Annotated in this window: 17 protein-coding genes; 14 read left to right on the forward strand and 3 right to left on the reverse strand. The window is 61.8% G+C overall.

Going from position 1 to position 17,806, the window contains the following annotated elements; all coding sequences use genetic code 11:
- The first annotated feature begins 297 nt into the window (after window positions 1-297).
- The 7 genes from VQ575_RS01060 to VQ575_RS01090 all read left to right on the forward strand — a co-directional run bounded on the left by VQ575_RS01060 (window position 298) and on the right by VQ575_RS01090 (window position 8,533).
- Window positions 298-1,200, forward strand: a complete 903-nt coding sequence (locus VQ575_RS01060) for a TauD/TfdA dioxygenase family protein (protein WP_039594617.1) — start codon at window positions 298-300, stop codon at window positions 1,198-1,200.
- Between the two features lie 37 nt (window positions 1,201-1,237).
- Window positions 1,238-2,263, forward strand: coding sequence for an ABC transporter substrate-binding protein (locus VQ575_RS01065; RefSeq protein ID WP_039594618.1), 1,026 nt, complete (start codon window positions 1,238-1,240; stop codon window positions 2,261-2,263).
- A 5-nt stretch (window positions 2,264-2,268) separates the two neighbouring features.
- Window positions 2,269-3,129 carry an ABC transporter ATP-binding protein gene (locus VQ575_RS01070; protein ID WP_045154768.1) on the forward strand — a complete coding sequence of 287 codons (861 nt, stop codon included), beginning with the start codon at window positions 2,269-2,271 and terminating at the stop codon, window positions 3,127-3,129.
- Window positions 3,130-3,141: 12 nt separating this feature from the next.
- Window positions 3,142-4,008, forward strand: a complete 867-nt coding sequence (locus VQ575_RS01075; RefSeq protein WP_039594620.1) for an ABC transporter permease — start codon at window positions 3,142-3,144, stop codon at window positions 4,006-4,008.
- A gap of 156 nt (window positions 4,009-4,164) precedes the next feature.
- Window positions 4,165-4,653, forward strand: coding sequence for a hypothetical protein (locus VQ575_RS01080; RefSeq protein ID WP_039594621.1), 489 nt, complete (start codon window positions 4,165-4,167; stop codon window positions 4,651-4,653).
- The gene (locus VQ575_RS01085) at window positions 4,646-6,088 is read left to right on the forward strand and encodes a TIGR01777 family oxidoreductase (RefSeq protein WP_039594622.1); all 1,443 of its coding nucleotides are present in this window, start codon (window positions 4,646-4,648) and stop codon (window positions 6,086-6,088) included. Before VQ575_RS01080 ends, VQ575_RS01085 begins: the two co-directional genes overlap by 8 nt.
- A 9-nt stretch (window positions 6,089-6,097) precedes the next feature.
- On the forward strand, window positions 6,098-8,533 hold the full coding sequence (locus tag VQ575_RS01090) for an alpha/beta hydrolase (protein ID WP_039594623.1): 2,436 nt from the start codon (window positions 6,098-6,100) through the stop codon (window positions 8,531-8,533).
- Between the two features lie 13 nt (window positions 8,534-8,546).
- Here the strand turns inward: VQ575_RS01090 and VQ575_RS01095 are convergent, their stop codons facing one another.
- A complete protein-coding gene (locus VQ575_RS01095) occupies window positions 8,547-8,984 on the reverse strand; it encodes a PIN domain-containing protein (RefSeq protein ID WP_080942462.1) in 438 nt (145 codons plus the stop codon).
- 462 nt (window positions 8,985-9,446) lie between these two features.
- Here VQ575_RS01095 and VQ575_RS01100 point away from each other — a divergent pair, with 462 nt between their 5' ends.
- The 7 genes from VQ575_RS01100 (at window position 9,447) to VQ575_RS01130 (ending at window position 16,733) form a co-directional block, all read left to right on the forward strand.
- Entirely contained in the window at window positions 9,447-10,223 is a 777-nt protein-coding gene (locus VQ575_RS01100) for an efflux RND transporter periplasmic adaptor subunit (RefSeq protein ID WP_045154770.1), read from the forward strand.
- A complete protein-coding gene (locus VQ575_RS01105; RefSeq protein ID WP_039594626.1) occupies window positions 10,220-11,539 on the forward strand; it encodes an efflux RND transporter periplasmic adaptor subunit in 1,320 nt (439 codons plus the stop codon). The genes VQ575_RS01100 and VQ575_RS01105 overlap by 4 nt, the downstream gene beginning before the upstream one ends.
- 1 nt (window position 11,540) lies before the next feature.
- On the forward strand, window positions 11,541-13,637 hold the full coding sequence (locus VQ575_RS01110; protein WP_325918886.1) for a biotin/lipoyl-binding protein: 2,097 nt from the start codon (window positions 11,541-11,543) through the stop codon (window positions 13,635-13,637).
- 15 nt (window positions 13,638-13,652) lie between these two features.
- Window positions 13,653-14,144 (forward strand): GNAT family N-acetyltransferase, encoded by a 492-nt coding sequence (locus VQ575_RS01115; protein ID WP_325918888.1) that lies wholly within the window; start codon window positions 13,653-13,655, stop codon window positions 14,142-14,144.
- A 285-nt stretch (window positions 14,145-14,429) separates the two neighbouring features.
- Window positions 14,430-14,924, forward strand: a complete 495-nt coding sequence (locus tag VQ575_RS01120; protein ID WP_325918890.1) for a PAAR domain-containing protein — start codon at window positions 14,430-14,432, stop codon at window positions 14,922-14,924.
- A gap of 13 nt (window positions 14,925-14,937) precedes the next feature.
- Window positions 14,938-16,347, forward strand: a complete 1,410-nt coding sequence (locus tag VQ575_RS01125) for a PAAR domain-containing protein (RefSeq protein ID WP_325918892.1) — start codon at window positions 14,938-14,940, stop codon at window positions 16,345-16,347.
- The gene (locus VQ575_RS01130) at window positions 16,344-16,733 is read left to right on the forward strand and encodes a hypothetical protein (protein ID WP_039592587.1); all 390 of its coding nucleotides are present in this window, start codon (window positions 16,344-16,346) and stop codon (window positions 16,731-16,733) included. Before VQ575_RS01125 ends, VQ575_RS01130 begins: the two co-directional genes overlap by 4 nt.
- A 125-nt stretch (window positions 16,734-16,858) precedes the next feature.
- On the opposite strand, the gene VQ575_RS01135 is transcribed toward VQ575_RS01130, so the two are convergent.
- Both VQ575_RS01135 and VQ575_RS01140 read right to left on the reverse strand, forming a co-directional pair.
- Complete coding sequence (locus VQ575_RS01135; protein WP_325918893.1) at window positions 16,859-17,170, reverse strand: DUF6916 family protein; 312 nt, start codon at window positions 17,168-17,170, stop codon at window positions 16,859-16,861.
- 47 nt (window positions 17,171-17,217) lie between these two features.
- Entirely contained in the window at window positions 17,218-17,805 is a 588-nt protein-coding gene (locus VQ575_RS01140) for a phage tail protein (protein WP_039592589.1), read from the reverse strand.
- Window position 17,806: the final 1 nt, after the last annotated feature.

Genomic DNA, 17,806 nt, shown 5'->3' on the forward strand with positions numbered 1-17,806 from the left:
TTTGTGGCGGGGGCTTGCTCCCGCTTGAGTGCGCAGCAGCGCTCATCACTTCTTTTGGGACCGCTGCGCGACCCAGCGGGAGCAAGCTCCCTCGCCACATTAAGTTTTGCAGTCTGAATAAACGCCATATCGTTATTCGCTAACGGTATTTAAATAAATTTTCTTATACCTTTAAAGTCATCCCCCTGCGTACCTGCCGACCAATCGGCGCGCCGCACGACACAAACCCACACGGTGACCCCGTGAGTTTTGATCGAATGCGCGCCTGTTGAAGCGCGCCGTGCGTGGGAGTGATGTATGCCAGCCGTCTCTTTTTCTCCAAGTTCAACGACTGCGGACGTTGCGTCGCAGTCTTTTGAAGTCCGTCCATTCAGCGATGCGGTCGGCGCCGAGATCGTCGGCCTGGACTTGTCCCGGCCCATCAACGACCAGGATTTTTCCCGCATCCACCGTGCCCACCTCGACCATCACGTGGTGGTGTTCCGTGACCAACGTATCAGCCCTGAACAGCACATCGCTTTCAGTCGTCGTTTTGGCGTGCTGCAGATCCATGTGCTCAAGCAGTTCCTGCTGGTCGGGCATCCGGAAATTCTCATCGTGTCCAACATCATCGAAAACGGCCAATCCATCGGCCTCGGCGATGCCGGCAAGTTCTGGCATTCGGACCTTTCCTATAAAGAGCTGCCCAGCCTAGGCTCGATGCTCCACGCCCAAGAGCTGCCGAGCGAAGGCGGCGACACGTTGTTTGGCGACATGCACAAGGCCTTGGACGGCTTGCCCGACGCATTGCGTAAAGCGATCGAAGGCCGTTCGGCGGCGCACTCCTACACGGCGCGCTACAGCGAGACCAAATTCGAAGGCAACTGGCGCCCGACGCTCACACCTGAACAACTGGCCCAGGTCGCTGAGGTCGTGCACCCGATCGTCCGCACGCACCCGGAAACCGGGCGCAAGGCGTTGTTCGTCAGCGAGGGTTTCACCACCCGCATCGTTGGCCTGCCTGAGGACGAGAGCCGCGCCATCCTGGCCGAGCTGTATGCCCACAGCGTGCGGCCCGAGAACATCTACCGCCATCAATGGCAGCCCCACGACCTGGTGTTCTGGGACAACCGCTCGCTGATCCACTTGGCTGCCGGTTGCCCGAGCCATCTGCGCCGCAAGCTGTACCGCACGACCATCCAGGGCGACGCCCCTTTCTGATCGGCTGCGCCTCGCGCAAAGAGCCCGGAGAAACACTATGTCCAAACGCATTGCTCTTGCACCATTGGCCGCCGCCTTCGGCCTTGGGTTCAGTTTGCTGACCGGCAGCCTGGTCGCGCCCACCAGCGCCCACGCCGAGGGCGAGATTCGCATCGCCGAGCAGTTCGGCATCGTTTACCTGTTGTTGAACGTGGTGCGCGACCAGCAACTGATCGAGAAGCACGGCAAGGAGGAGGGCATCGACATCAAGGTCGACTGGACTCAACTGTCCGGCGGTGCGGCAGTCAACGATGCGTTGCTGTCAGGCTCCATCGACATTGCCGGGGCTGGCGTCGGGCCGTTGTTGACGGTCTGGGATCGCACCCGCGGCAAGCAGAACGTCAAGGCCGTGGCCTCGCTGGGCAACTTTCCCTATTACCTGTTGAGCAACAACCCGAACGTCAAGACCATCGCCGATTTTACCGAGAAGGACCGTATCGCGGTACCGGCGGTGGGTGTTTCCGTGCAGTCGCGTTTCCTGCAATACGCCGCCGCCAAGCAGTGGGGCGACAAGGACTTCAATCGCCTCGACAAATACACCCTGGCCGTTCCGCACCCGGACGCCACGGCCGCGTTGATTGCCGGCGGCACCGAGTTGACCGGGCACTTTTCCAACCCGCCGTTCCAGGACCAGGCCCTGCAAAACCCCAACGTCCACGTGGTACTGAACTCCTACGACGTGCTTGGGCCGAACTCACCCACGGTGCTGTTCGCCACCGAGAAATTCCGTGATGAGAACCCGAAGACGTACAAGGCCTTCGTCGAGGCCCTGACCGAAGCGGCCGAATTCGCCCAGAAGGACAAGGGCGCGGCGGCAGATACCTACCTGCGGGTGACCAAGGCCAGGATCGACCGGGCGACCTTGCTGAAAATCATCGACAACCCGCAGATCGAATTCACCGTCAGCCCGAAAAACACTTATCCACTGGCGGAATTCCTCTACCGCGTCGGCGCCATCAAGAACAAACCGGCATCGTGGGAAGACTATTTCTTCCAGGACGCCAAACCATTGCAGGGGAGCTGATTGTCATGAACGCGCTTCTGCAAGGCCACGCGGCCAGCAACCCTACCTCCACGGGCACGGCATTGTTGTCGGTAGATGACGTCAGCCTGGAGTACCGCACCCCGCAGCGTGTGGTGCGGGCCACCCACCGAGTCAGTTTCGAAGTCGATCCGGCGGATCGTTTTGTGCTGCTCGGCCCTTCCGGCTGCGGCAAGTCCACCTTGCTCAAGGCCATTGGCGGTTTCATCACACCGTGCGAAGGCGAGATTCGCTTGCAAGGCCAAACCGTCAACGCGCCGGGGCCGGACCGGATCGTGGTGTTCCAGGAATTCGACCAACTGCCGCCGTGGAAAACCGTCAAGCAGAACGTGATGTTCGCGCTGCTGGCGTCGGGCACGCTGAAGCGTCGCGAGGCCGAGGAGCGCGCACGGCACTATCTCGACAAGGTCGGCCTGGCGGCGTTTGCCGATGCCTATCCCCACACCTTGTCCGGCGGCATGAAGGCCCGCGTTGCGATTGCCCGGGCGTTGGCGATGCAGCCGAAAATTCTCTTGATGGACGAGCCCTTCGCCGCCCTCGATGCCCTGACCCGACGCAAGATGCAGGAGGAATTGCTGTTGCTCTGGGAGGAGGTGCGTTTCACCTTGTTGTTCGTCACCCACTCCATCGAAGAAGCGCTGGTGGTGGGCAATCGCATCCTGCTGTTGTCGCCACACCCGGGACGGGTCCGGGCGCAAATCCATAGCCATCAATACGATCTGCACAGCCTCGGCGGCGTGGGATTCCAGCACACGGCGCGGCGTATTCATTCGTTGCTGTTCGAACAAGGCCAGGTGCCGGACGCGGGGCGTGAGCTGGGTTTTGCCGATATCCGTATCGCGTATTAAGGGGAGCATTTGATGAGCCAGTTATCGCCTGTGCGCGAAGAATACGAAGTCGACCTGCAACCCCTGACTCACGTGCCGCTGGAGCGGGAGTTGCCCGTGGGCCAGCGCCTCTGGCAACAGGGTTGGCTGCGTAAAACTCTGATCCTGATCGTGCTGGCGGTGCTGTGGGAAAGCGTGGCGCGCTACCAGGACAACGACCTGCTGCTGCCGAGCTTTTTGCAGACCGCCAGCGCTTTGTACGAAGGAATGCTCAGTGGCGAGCTGTTGGGCAAGGTGTGGATTTCCCTGGTGGTGCTGCTCAAGGGCTATTTGCTGGGCATCGTCCTGGCGTTTGGCCTGACCACCCTGGCGGTATCGACGCAGTTGGGCCGCGACCTGCTCAGCACCCTGACGTCGATGTTCAACCCGCTGCCGGCCATCGCCCTGTTGCCGTTGGCGCTGCTGTGGTTCGGCCTGGGGCAGAACAGTCTGATTTTCGTGCTGGTGCATTCGGTGCTGTGGGCACTGGCGTTGAACATGTATGCGGGGTTTCTCGGTGTGTCGGAAACGCTGCGCATGGCCGGGCGCAACTACGGGCTCAAGGGCCTGCGCTTTGTGCTGTTCATCCTGATCCCGGCGGCGCTGCCGTCAATCCTTGCAGGGCTGAAGATCGGCTGGGCCTTCGCCTGGCGCACGCTGATTGCCGCCGAACTGGTGTTTGGCGCCACCAGTGGCAAGGGCGGCTTGGGCTGGTACATCTTCCAGAACCGCAACGAGCTTTACACCGACAAGGTCTTTGCCGGGTTGGCGGTGGTGATCCTGATTGGCTTGCTGGTGGAGAACCTGGTGTTCGACAGCCTGGAGCGGGTGACGGTGAAGCGTTGGGGGATGCAGCGTTGAGCCGTTCTTGAGATCCCTTGGAACCCGTGGCGAGGGGGCTTGCTCCCGCTGGCCTGCGAAGCAGGTCTCGTTGTTGAATTTAATTGTCGTTGCCTGCCCATCAGCGAAGTAAAGCCCTTTAGACTTGCCGCCTCCAGCAAGCCTTCAGGACACGGAATGCCAGTCCCTCCCAGCCCCCTTCGCAAAGCCCTGGTCGTTTGGTTGTACGCGGCGGCGGTGATGCACCTGCTCGCCGGCCTCACGCTGGCCTGGGTCGGTCAATCCGGCTTGCTCGATGACTACTTGAACACCATCGAACTGACTTTCTGGGGCGCCGAGCCGGTGCCCGCCACGGCCCGCGCGCAACAGGTGTGGTGGCTGGCCTTGTTCGGCGCCACGTTGCAAAGCTACGCGCTGTACATGCTCGCCCTCGTCCACATTGGCAATCGATTGAGGAGCGCCATGCCGTGGGGCTGGCTCATCGTCGGCATTCTGCTGTGGGCGCCCCAGGACATGTGGATTTCCGCCCAGGCACGGGTCTGGTCGCACCTGTGGTTCGACAGCGTTGCCTTGCTGGTTTTACTGCCGCCCCTGTTCTGGCTCTGTCGCCACGACCGCGGCCCCTCCCTGACCGACAACGTGTCGAGTGAATCCAACCATGGCTGATTTTTCATTGCTGGACTGGGCCATCGCCCTGCTGATCGCCCAGGCAATCCTCGGTGCGCTGGACACTCTGTATCACCACGAACTCACCGTCGCCTTGCCCTATCGCCACAGTGCGCGGCTGGAGCTATCGATCCACGCCTTGCGCTCATGCTTCTACGGGATCCTGTTCCTGGGCATTGCGCATCTATCCTTCGAGGGGACATGGGCGGTTGTCATCGCGCTGCTGTTCGCCCTGGAGATCTGCCTGACGCTCTGGGACTTCGTGGTCGAGGACCGCAGCCGCAAACTGCCGCCCATCGAGCGGATCATGCACACGGTGCTGGCGGTCAACGGTGGGGCGTTCTTCGCGTTGTACGGCGTGCAATTGGCGCAGTGGGCGAGTTTGCCAACCGGTCTCGGCGCGATCGACCTCGGTTGGCGTGGCTGGCTGCTGACCTTGTTCGCCATCGGCGTCACGGCCTCGGGGATTCGCGACGGTTTGGCCGCATTGCGCATGCAGCGACAAGGCACGCCCGCCAATCCGTTTGCCGGCGGTGCCTATAAGCGTGTGCTGGTCACCGGCGGCACTGGATTCATCGGCGAAACACTGGTCAATCAACTCCTCGACGCCGGGCACACGGTCAGCGTGCTGGCGCGCGATCCGTTGAAAGCGGCTTATCTGTTCGATGGTCGCGCTCGATGCCTGCGTTCGCTGGGCAGGCTGGGCCATGACGAAACCTTCGATGTGGTAATCAACCTGGCGGGCGCTCCGGTGGCCGGGCCGCGTTGGAGCCCCAAGCGCCAGGCGCAACTCATTGCCAGCCGGGTCGATACCACCGAAGCCTTGATGACCTGGTTGAAGAACGCCCGGCACAAGCCTGCGTTGTGGATACAGGCCTCGGCCGTGGGTTTTTACGGTGTGCGTGACGCCAGCGAAAGCCTCGATGAAAGTGCCAGCCGGGGCGAGGGTTTCATGGCTGAACTCTGTGCGTGTTGGGAGGCCTCCGCGCGGCCCGCCACGGAACTGGGCGTGCGGCAGGTGGTGATGCGCCTGGGCGTGGTGTTCGGCCCGGGCGGTGCGTTGCTGCCGTTGCTGATTCCGTTTCGCCTGGGGTTCGGCGGGCGGATGGGCGATGGTCGGCAAATCATGAGTTGGGTGCACCGCGACGATGTCATCCAAGTGATTGCCAGGGCCTTCGAAGACGAAAGCCTGAGCGGCACCTACAACCTGGTGGCGCCAGAGACGGTCAGCCAGGGACTGTTCGCCGAAAGCGTCGCAAAGGTGCTCAAGCGACCGGTGTGGTTCCACATTCCTGCCGCGCCGGTGCGTGCCCTGGCCGGGGAAATGGCCCAGCTGTTTTTCGACGGCCAGCGCGTGGTGCCCAATCGTCTCGTCGAGGCCGGCTATACGTTCCGTTATCCGACCCTCGACGCTGCACTGCGCGACCTGGCCTGAGGACCGTCCATGAGCAAACCCCGGATGTACCTGCTGGCCGGCAACGGTAGCGCCGCCGATTGGTGGGACGACGCCTTGCCACACTTCCAACACTACGATGTGCTGCCCTTGGAATTGCCCGGCTTTGGCAACAACCCCCAGGCGCCTTGCGAAGACCTTGCGGCCTACGCCCAGGCGTTGCTGGCGGCGACGGTCCGGGGCAGCGCGATTATGGCGGTCGGGGTGAACGCCTTGCTGGTACTGCATGCCTTGCAACGCCAGCCGGGGCACTTTTGCCGCAGCGTATTGCTGGCGCCGGTGGGCGCGTTTTTGTGGCAGCGGCGGCTGCCGGCATTGATGTCGCCACTGCCGATTCGCAAGACCATTCACTGGCTGCTGGCGAACAAGCCGACGTTGTTCGCCCGCAAGTTCTCCAGCCAGTCCTGGACGCCCGCGCAGTATCAGCGCATGGGCGCCGGCTATGCTCGCTGCCGGGCCTTTGTGCCGCATTGGGACCTGGTGCGCGCCGACACGGCGTTGCCGTTGCTGGAATGGATCAGCGACCCGGTTGAATTGGTCTGGGGCGATCAGGACAAAGTGCTGGGCGTCGCCCAAGCGGCGGCCTGGTCGGCCATTCTGGCCCGCGCCGACCTGACCATCTGCCTGAAGCCCGGCTGGGGCCATTACCCGTGGATTGATGCTCCGGCAGAATTTGCCGCGTGGCTGGAGTCTGGCGAGCGTGGTTTTGTCGCGCATACCAAGGGCGGCCGTTTACGTCTGGCGACACTGGCCGGGCAGCCGGTACCGCCGGCGCTGTCGCTCGACGCTTGCGATGATGCTCGTCTGCCGGGTTTCCTGAACGGCCAGCCGGACGCTATCTGGGCGGTGCGCTCCTCCAGTTACGGCGAGGATCAGGCCGATGCGGCAAATGCGGGTTTGAGCACTACGTACCTGCGCGAACCGACCCAAAACGTGCCGGCGCGCATTGCCGAGTTGAGCGCGGCGGGTGTCGAGGAAGTGGTGGTGCAGCGCTTCATCACGCCACGGCTGTCCGGGATCGCATTCGTGCGTCACCTGTCCGTCGAATTGGAATGGGTGGAAGGGCATCTGGAATCATTGGCCGATGGCAAGGTGAGCCCCGAGCGCGCGGTTATTTCCCGGCTCGGCGAGGCATGGAACAGTGGCACGTTCAAGCCCGCCCACGGCCTGACCGCCGAAGCGCTGTGGCGTTTTCTGCAAGGCGTGCTGCGTGTCTTTCACTACGTGCCCGGCGATGTCGAATGGGCCTGGGACGGCACCCAACTGTGGCTGCTGCAGTACCGGCCGATCAGCGATTACGGTTGGCGCCGCCACCTGACCGCCGCCAACATCGCCGAGATCCTGCCACCGCGACCCAGCGTGTTGGTGGAGTACGCCCAGCGCCGCGCGGCGGCAAGTATTCCAGCGATCATGGCGCGTTGGGATCCGCGGGTATTGCAGGACAACGAGCCCTTCACGGCAGTGTTTGGCGGCGCTTCGTATATCAACAACGACCTGTTTCTCGCCCGATTGGCCGATTGGGGTATCAGCGCCAGCAGCTACGCCGGCGAGGTCGGTGGCGCAACACCGCACCTGCCTTGGCGGCCACTGCGCCTGCTACGATCGCTGCCGTTGTTCCTGCGCATGCAACGCATCGCCCGGGGGCATTTGTCGGCGCTGGATAACGGCTTGCGACGTTTTGATCGAGAGCTGCACGAACTGACTGACCAAGGTGCCGACGGCCAGCAACTGGCCGACTGGTTTACCCGCTTCTACGTGTTCGTGGTGCAGGGCAACCTGTGCATCGCCAGCGCCTTGGCCAGCAGCGGCGGCGACTGGTTGGGGCGACCGCCGACTGCCTATGACAATCTGGAACACAGCCCTCATCGGTTGCCGTGGGAGACCGATCCCGCCACGCCCCGCCCGGCGTCCACCGCGCTGCCATTGCAGGCATTCCCACAATGGCCCCTGGCGATTCGCCTGGCCCATGGCGCCGGCCTGCCGGGGTTGCGCGGCTACTACTTGCAGGTGCGCGAGTGGTATCGCGACAACCTGATGCGGATCTTTTTCCGGCTGCACCACGCCATGCCCGCCGCTGATCAGGCGCATTGGTTCGCCCCGCATTCGGACATCCGCAGCCGCGACGGCAGCTTCTGGCAGGACGGTCGTGAAGGCACCGAGCAGGCGAGCGGTTTCCTGATCTATCCGGGGCAGGCCCAGGGCATTTTGGGCAAAGACATCCTGCTGGAAGACACCCTGGACCCTGGCCGCCACGCCCACTATCAAAGCGCCCGGGCGGTGATTGCGCGCATGGGTGGGCGCCTGTCCCATGGCTCGACGTTGCTGCGCGAATTGCGCAAACCTTCGGCGGTGTTGCCGCATGTGAATGTGGGGTGGCTGGGGTGTGAGGTGGTGTATTGCGATGGGGTGTTGAGGTTGGTGGAGTAGAGGTTAGGTATTGCTACCAATAATCCGGCTTGATGGCAGGGGCTTTGTGGGTGGGTACTCGGTCGGGGAATTGGTGAGATTGAAGCTCGTCGTCTTTCTCCTCCAGCTTCCAGATGTCGATTTTGTCCTCGCGGGAAGCTTTCGTCTTTCTATCAACGAAGCGAGGAGCTTTGGCAGGTTCAAGTTGATGATGCCCGTAATGGACACGGATACGGGTGGTCTTCAGGGCCCTGATATAAGTGTCTTGTGCTTCTTTTGATACTCGACCCCGGGTCGCTAGTGCAGGTTTGACCGAGGAGGTGAAGTAGTCAACTGAGGCAGTTGTGCTGCGTGGGTCTTCGATATGCGCGATGTGTGTCAACAGACTGCGAAGATCCAGCCATTTGTAAGGTGTGTCGGCGAGCAGTCCGTAGAACAGGTTGTAGCCATCAATAAAAAATGCAGTACGCAAACTCAACCCCCAAAAACGAAAAAACCGGCCTAAGCCGGTTTTTTCACCCCAACAGCCAGAGAATTTAACCTCTGCGTACGGGGTTGAGTAAGGTCATCCTAAGTTGAGCGTGTCATGACGTCAACCGCTGTCTGGATGAGCCTCCATTACCGGCGAGCCAGTGTCGAGCGCATGCAGCGTAGAAGGTCAAACTCATTCTTCGCTCCAGCTATCAATTTTTGTTGCGAGATAAGACTTCTCTGTACACGTCCAAAAAATCTATCCTCCAACACCGTTGTGAATGAGTGGAGGCTCTTAATCTGTTGTAAGAATTTTTACTAATTAATATCGGAAAATAATCAGGCGCATCCTTGATGCCTATTCCGCGATTTTGAAACAAGAGATTTCCCTTCGCCTCCGTGATCCCCTTGACGCCCCACACCGCTGTCGTAGACTCCGCCCATCCGTCAGGGAGTAGCGGTCATGCGGCGTTTGAGTAGTTGGGTTGTGGGATTGGCCTTTATAACTTGCGGGGTTCAGGCGCAGACGCCGGCTTCCGATGATCCGTTGCTGGGGAGTGATATTTCGGCCAATGCGTCGGGCAGCGAGGCGCGTGGCGTGCTTCGGGCGCGGGACCAGGCGGTGTTGGCCAGCGAGTTGGCCGGGAGGATTGTCGAGTTGCCGTTCAGCGAGGGCGAGTCGTTCAAGAAGGGCGACACCCTGGCGCGCTTCGATTGCTCGGCCTATCAGGCCCAACTCAATGCGGCCCAGGCGGCGAGTCGAGGCGCCAGTGAAGAACTGGCCCACAATCGCCAGCTCGCAGCGTTGAAATCCGTTGGGCGTTTCGAGGTGTCGCGGGCCGAGGCCCGGCTCAGCGAGGCCCAGGCGCAGTCCCAGGTCTATCAGGTGCAGGTCAAGCGTTGCAACGTCATCGCCCCGTTCGACGGACAAGTGGTGGCGCGCAAGGTCCAGCGTTATGAAAGCGTCGCGGCCGGCGCGCCGTTGCTGGATGTCGTGGACAACCGCACGCTGGAAATTCATCTGTTGGTCCCCTCGCGTTGGATGGGCAAGCTCAAGCCCGGCCAGCCCTTTACCTTCGTTCCGGATGAAACCGGCCAGCCGCTGCAAGCGACGGTCAAGCGCCTGGGCGCGCGCATCGACGAGGGCAGCCAGACCCTGCTGCTGGTGGCGAGCGTGCCGGATGCCAGCGGCTTGCTGTCCGGCATGAGCGGTACGGCGCGTTTCGCGGAGTCGAAGTGAACGCGCCGGTTACGGGCAGCGCCGAGCAGGTGTTTGCCCGCTTTCTCGATCTCGAACGCCAGACCCGGGCGGCGCGGACGCCTGCGCAATTGAGCTACAGCCTGGTCAATGACGGCCAGGCGCTGTTCGGCTTTCGCCACGCCGCGTTGTTGATCGCCGGCAAGGTCCAGGCCGTGACTGGCGTCAGTACCGTGGAGCCGAATGCGCCGTTCGTGGCGTTTGTCGAGCAAGCGGTGGCGCAGTTGTTCAAGAAGGGATCTCTGGACAAGGCGCGGGTCATTCCCCCTGATGAGGTGAGCGAATCGGTCCAGGCGGATTGGCGAAGCCTTTCTGCCGGGCAAGTGTTCTGGCTGCCATTGATCGATCATCAGGGCCAGGTGTTCGGCGGCTTGTGGCTGGCCCGCGACCTGCCTTGGACCCCTCCCGAGCAAGTGCTGCTGTCACAGCTCGGCGACACCTACAGCCATGCCTGGCTGGCGCTGCAACCGCGCAAACCGTGGCGCCTGCGCTGGACGCGCAAGCGTCAGGTCGCCCTGGTGGCGGTGTTGCTGCTGGGTTTGCTGATTCCGGTGCGCCAGTCTGTGTTGGCCCCGGCCGAAGTGGTGCCGCTGGGCGGGCAGGTGGTGGCGGCGCCGTTGGATGGCGTGATTGCCGAGTTCCTGGTCAAGCCTAACCAGGCCGTCAAGAGCGGCGACCTGTTGCTGCGCTTCGAAAGCACCACCCTCAAGGCCCAGGCCGATGTGGCCGAGCGGGCCTTGGGCGTGGCCGAGGCGGAACTCAAGGCCAATTCCCAGCGCTCGTTTGCCGACGCTGAATCCAGTTCGAAGATTGACCTGCTCGCCGCCCGCGTGGAACAGAAACGTGCCGAACGCGACTATGCACTTGAATTGCTCAAGCGCAGCGAAGTGCGCGCCGAGCGCGACGGCATCGCGGTGTTTGCCGATGCTGAACGCTGGCTCGGCAAGCCCGTGCAGACCGGCGAGCGACTGATGGAAATCGCCGATCCGAACCAGGCCGAATTGCGCATCGAATTGGCAGTGGGCGATGCGATTTCCTTGGAGCCAGGCGCACAAGTGGCGTTGTTTCTGGACAGCGATCCGTTGCAGCGACACCTGGCCCGGCTTGAGCGCTCGGCCTACGAGGCGCAGCCCACCGCCGCCGGCCAACTGGCCTATCGACTGGATGCGCGTTTCGATGCCGCGGCGCCGCGCATCGGCCTGCGGGGTACGGCAAAGGTCTTCGGCGACCGTGCGCCGCTGGCCCTGTACTTGTTGCGTCGGCCATTGGCCGGCCTGCGCCAGAGCGTAGGCCTGTAGCATGAACCTGCCGAGCCTGAGGCCGGATCTGCAATTGTCTGCGGCGGCCCCCGACCCGGATGGCTCACCGCAATGGACGCTCGCCGATCCGGTGCGCGGACGCTATTTCAAGCTGGGCGCGGCGGCGATGCGCATGTTGCGGCATTGGTCCCTGGGCGATCCGCAACAGGTGCTGGCGGCTGCGAACCGCGAGCCGGGCCTGCCGCTCAATGGCGAATCGCTGGAACAGCTGCTGGGCTTCTTGCGCGGGCATGACCTGATCAGCGCGATGGACCCGCAACAGCGGGACAGTTATCTGTTCAAGACCGCCGCGCAGCGCCAGAGCGTGTGGCAGATCTTGCTGCATCAATACCTGTTTTTTCGCATTCCGCTGTGGCGCCCGGATGCCTTTCTCAACCGCGCCTGGCCCTGGTTGGCGCGGTTCGGCCCCGGCGCCTTGCGCTATGGCCTGCCGCTGACCCTGGGCCTCGGCATCTTCCTGGTATCACGGGATTGGCAGCGATTCGTTGCGACGTTTCCGCATTTGTTCAGCCTGGGTGGTGCGCTGGCGTTCGGGGCAGCGTTGCTCTTTGCCAAGTTGTGCCACGAATTTGGCCATGCCTTCATGGCCAAGCGTGCCGGCTGCCGGGTGCAAAGCATGGGCGTAGCGTTCATGGTGCTGTTGCCGATGTTCTATACCGATGTCAGCGACGCCTGGCGGATCAAGGATCGCCGTGCTCGGCTGCTGATTGGTGCCGGTGGGGTCCTGGCCGAGCTGCTGCTGGCGTGCATCGCGCTGCTGGCCTGGTCGCTGCTGCCCGACGGGCCGGCCCGCACCGCGGCGTTCATGTTGGCCAGCGCCACTTGGATCACCACGTTGATCATCAACCTGAACCCCTTCATGCGTTTCGACGGGTACTTCCTGCTCAGTGATTTCTGGGCGGTGGATAACCTGCAGGGGCGTGCGTTCGCCCTGTGTCGCTGGCGCCTGCGCGAAGCCCTGTTCGGCTATGGCGCGGCGGCGCCGGAGCCCTGGTCGCCGAAGATGCGTCGCCGTTTGCTGGTCTGGGGCTATGGCGCCTGGCTGTGGCGGGCGTTGTTGTTTTTCGGCATTGCCCTGGCGGTCTATCACCTGTTCTTCAAGGTGCTGGGCATTTTTCTGATGATGGTGGAATTGGTGTGGTTCATTTTCATGCCCATCGTGAATGAGTGGCGGCAGTGGTGGAGTCGTCGTGAGCAAGCCCACGGCGGGCGGATGCTCCTGAGCGGCCTGGTGTTGCTGGCGCTGCTGTTGGCGTTGCTGTTGCCCTGGCGCAGTGCGGTGGAAGTGCCGGCCATGCTCGAGGCCGGGCGTGCCAGTGCCTTGCATGCGCCGGTGGCGGCGCGGGTCAAGCAGGTGAATGTGCGCGACGGCCAGGCTGTGGCCCAGGGCGATGTGTTGATTGAGTTGGAGTCGCCAGACATGGCGTCGCGCCTGGCCATCGTGCGCCGGGAAATCCAGATCCAGCAGTTGCAGATGCGCCGTCAGGCAGGGCGCAGTGAAACCGCCGCCGATGCCGGTATCGTCGAGCAGCAACTGGCCGAAGCTGTGGCTGAATACCGGGGCCTGGTGGCCCAGCGTGAACGGCTGTTGCTGCGTGCACCCCATGCCGGCCAGGTGCGCGATTTGTTGCCGCAGCTGTCGGCAGGGCGCTGGTTGTCACCGACGCAGGCGCTGGCGCGGGTGGTGCAGACCGACTCGCGGCTGCGCGGCTATCTCACCGAAGCCGAGCTTTGGCGGGTCGAGCCCGGTGCCACCGGACGCTTCATCGCCGACGATCCGATGCACCCTTCGATTGCCGTGCAGTTGAATGAAATCGACACCAACGGCGTGGCCTGGGTCGAGCAGCAAGCGTTGACGTCCGACCACCACGGGCCGATTGCGGTGCGTCGCGATGCGCAGCAACGGGCCGAGCCGGTGCAGGCGCAATACGGCGTGCGCTTGAGTGCAGTGGACGACACCTCCGCCCCGGTGCAGCCGCTGCGTGGCGTGGCGGTGTTGCAGGGCAAGGGCGAGTCGGTGTTGGGAGCGGCCTGGCGTCGGTTGGCGGCGTTGGGGGTCAGGGAAAGCGGATTCTAGGCCTAGGGAGCAAGCATGGATTCAGTGACGGCAGAAGGATTGGTGGTGCGTCCATCGCGGGTCAGCGATGGTCCATTCCTGCAGGGCTTGTACCAGGCGGCGCGGCCGGACTTGCAATGGATCGACGGCGAGCATGAGCAAGTCCGGCAGGTGATTGCCCAGCAGTTTCAGGTGCAGGAGCAAGGCTTGGGGGAGAACTTTCCCAATGCCATGCATTACGTCGTGGAGAAACTCGGCACTGCGATTGGCGCCTTGAGCACGGATTTCGGCCCCAATGAAATTCGCGTGCTGTACCTGGCCTTCATTCCCCAAGCGCGTGGCCAGGGCTATGGCCGGGCAGTGCTGCAAGGGGTGCAGAAAGCCGCGCAACAGATCCGCTGCCCGGTGGCGACCGTGGTCTGGGCCAGCAACCCCCACGCCCGCCGGCACTACCTGGCCCTGGGTTTCGAAGTACAAGAGCGCAACCCGGCGGCGGAGCGGTTGGTCTGGTATCCGAAAGGCAACTGAGCAAATCTTGCAGGCACTATAAATCCCGGTAGGAGCCTGCTCGCGAAGGCGGTGTACCCATGATACCCGCGCCGCTGAACCCCGCTTTCCGAGCCAGCCCGCGATGGAGCGCTCCGAAGCGTAGGAAGAATCGGTTTTTTGCCTAGGACGTTTCCTAATCGTTCCAAATCCATACCCTTTGGGATTGCGTCTTGCCCGTAATGCAACGTTTTATCCATGGCTCTGAAATTCGTTCGGCTTGGCAGAGGACAAGCGAACGACTACCCCTGAGTAGGAGCCTTGAAAATGCACGCATCCTTGCAACTCGGCTATACCAACGAAGTATCCGCTGAATATCTAAGTCACATGGACGACTGCTATTTCAAGGAGCAACAACCGTCGTCGTTCATCGATGAACAACGGGCATACGTCAAAGCCCATCCGCCCACTGCCATTTACCGCGTCGCCACCGAGGGTAGCCAGACTCGCGACGGGGGTGTGGTCCAACAAGGGACTCTGCGGATGGTATTCACGCTGGATAGCGGTCAACAAGTATGCGCTGCGCGCAAGGGCGACCTCGTGGTTTATGCCGATGGACGAACGGCGCAAATCGTAACCACCGCAGGGGAAGCCAACAGTCACATTGCCCTGGTTGGCAGTCGCCTCAGCAATGGCGATGAAATCATCAACACGCCCCAAGAGGGCTTCTTGCTCTTCACCCGTGAAGGTGTGCCGATGGCGGAGGATTTCTTACCCGTCCTCACGCTTGCGGAGGTTCAGCCCCGTCCTCGGATGTGGTGATGGAGAACGTGCGATGAAGGAGGGTTATTTCATAGGCCTGGGCGACAAGACCACCTGTGGCGGGAAGGTGCTGGACGGCAATAGCGGGGTCAATATGTTTGGCCTGCTGCATGCCCGTGAGGGTGATCACGTTTCCTGTGGCCGGGACGGGAAAACCTATCAGATCAGGGGCGGTATCGCGCACATGGTCAGCCACGGCAAGCATCTGGCTGGCACGTTGGACAGTCACAGTACCTGTCCTTGCAAAGCGCAGTTGATTCCCTCGGTGCGCTGGGCTACCTACCGAAAATCGGACGTCGCACCGCAAGCCAGTCGCGCCGCTCAACCGGCTTATCAACACGCCGTGGACGCGTCGATTGCACCGCGGCATTCGAGCTTCACCCCCTCAAGCCAACTGCCGTTCGGAGCATCCACCCGCCTGGAGCCTCAGGAACCGGGCTTCTTCGTCGTCCCTAAAAGCGTGAGCCGTGAAGCCTTGGAAGCCACGTTATTCCCCGCGCCCGACCCGCAGGTGATGCGAAAATTCCGAGCGTTGAACCCTCACCGCGATGTTGTAAAAGCCGGTTCGATGATTGTGCTGAGCGACCCGAACAATCTGCAATGCACCCGCGAAGAAGCTCAGGTGATGGCGGCAGCGGAAACAGTCAATGCCGCCCTCGAAGACCTGACGGCCGAACAAGCCGATTTCATGCACCGCCACGCAGCCGAGATCGCCAGCTTCACCGGTCAGACCTCGACTTGGCTAGGTGTCAGCGCCGTGGTGATGGAAAAACACTTGTCCAGCCTGCGCGATACCTTGCAAGCCATGGAACGCTTGCATCAGGACAGCTATCGCCAGCACGGCCATCTCAAATCACCGCAATTCTTTACCGAACGCAGGCTCCTGCTCGCCCAATTGGATGCTCACTTGCTGAACTCCACCCGCCTGCGCGGCCATACGACACTGGGCGACCACCCCAAGCTGAAGACTGCCCTCGGCATTTCGAATCGCAGTCTGGTTCATCACTGGAACAAGGCTGGCGCGCCGGGGCAGATACCGGGGTACGCCACGCATGTGGAGGCGACCAGTCGTGCTGCGAAATATATGCAGATGGGTGGGTATGTTGGTATTGGGATTGGTGGGGTGTCTTCGGTGTTGGCGGTTCAGACTGTGTGCAATGGGGGGGCAGAGGAGGCTTGTGAGCGTGTCAGGTTTACTGAAGGGGGTAAATTCGGCGTGTCGGTGGCTGGTGGTTGGGCAGGTGGAGAGATAGGCAAGTTAGCAAGCGGTCCAATTTGTTTGGCGCTTGGCGTTTCAACGGGAATTGGAGGTGTTGTCTGCGTAGCAGTAGTAATAGGAACTGGTGCGTGGGTAGGTACAACAATTGGTGGTAAAGGGGGGGAAATAGGAGGTGAAATACTGTATGAAAAGACCTTGCCATGATTGCCGCTGAGTTCTGGAAGTCTTGGCTCGCATTCTGGATTATGGTGGGTCCAGCCTTGCTAACGGTTATTGGTTTTGTATTTAGCTTGTACCTAAGTCACCGGCATCTGGATGCAATGATGGAGGCCCTGAAAAACAGCCGATACATATATCTTTGGGGCCCCGCATGGCGAGGTCGAGGCTGGTTTGGAGGCTGCGTATTGATCATTTCAATTGCCGGCATGGTGGTGTGGCCAAGGGCATATATCCGTATGGGTGATGTGAGCCCTGCTGATATCGAGAATTTCCCGCCCTCCTTGAAGCGTCTTTTGATTATCAAGGTGACGATGACGGTCATTTCCTTCACCGGAATGATAGTTGCAGCTCTGCTGGTCAAGTTCAGATAAATCGATGAAAAAAGTACAGAAGGCCTGCTTCGCAGGCCAGCGGGAGCAAGCTCCCTCGCCACGGGGGCGGGTGGGACGGGTGCCATCGCGAGCAAAGACGCTCCCACAAACTCAGCTGAATCCCATCAGTTAAACGCGATGTAGAAATATCCCAGCGCCGGATCCCGCCCCATCGGCGGTACCCGCGACACGAACACCCCTTCGAGCCTACCCAGCTCCGGTACCTCCATCGCGCAGAGACCATCGACGAAGTCGGTGCTTTGCAGGCTGTTGAGCTCCACGTTGAACGGAATTCGCTCGGCATTCGGCATCTTGGCCCGTGGTATTTCTTCCAGGTGCTCGAATCGCACCGGCAGGCTGCTGCCGTCAGGCAGGGTCAGGGTTCGGGTCTGGCCCAGCAGCAATTGAAAGTGGCTGCTATGAACGCGCTGAAGCATATCGACACTCCACCAAGGCCGGAGGGCTTTCGCCCTCCAGCGGGTGATTAATTGCGGGAGGGGAAGAGGCCTTCGAGGGCGATGCTGAAGTTGATCGCCAGGAAAGGGTTCATGATCGCCATCGGCATGTTGCCACCCGTAGGGGAAACCGTTCCGCTGACCGTGGTTGTCACGCCTTGCAGTGGCACCGGCGAAGCGCCCGCTTGATCGGAATAAATCGCCGCCGAACCTGGCCCGGTGCCCGAGGTGCCGATGAACGAGTTGGTGGGCGTCGGCGTATTCACCGGGTTGCTGGCCGGGTTCGCCAGTTGGAGCGTGGTCGAGGCGATGACCCCGACGAGTTCGTGAGTGTGATTGGGCAGGTTGTTGACGGTCGCGGTGACGTTTTCGGTGCCGGCGACCTCGCCAATGGTTCGCGGGCTCAGGCCCAAGCCAGTGCCCATGCCCATTGGCAGGCGACTCTGCAGGTTGGGGAGCGCGAAGGTGTTCTGGCCGTCACCCCCATAGGTGACGCCAAGCAGGGAGAACAGCGCCGAATTTTGAGCGATGCTGATGGTTTGCCCGTTGCACAGCGCCCAACCCCTGGGTGCAAAGTTAAAGGCGAACGATTGGATGGTGCCCATGAATACTTCCATA

Source organism: Pseudomonas frederiksbergensis (assembly GCF_035751725.1).
GTDB classification, from domain to species: Bacteria; Pseudomonadota; Gammaproteobacteria; order Pseudomonadales; family Pseudomonadaceae; genus Aquipseudomonas; species Aquipseudomonas frederiksbergensis_A.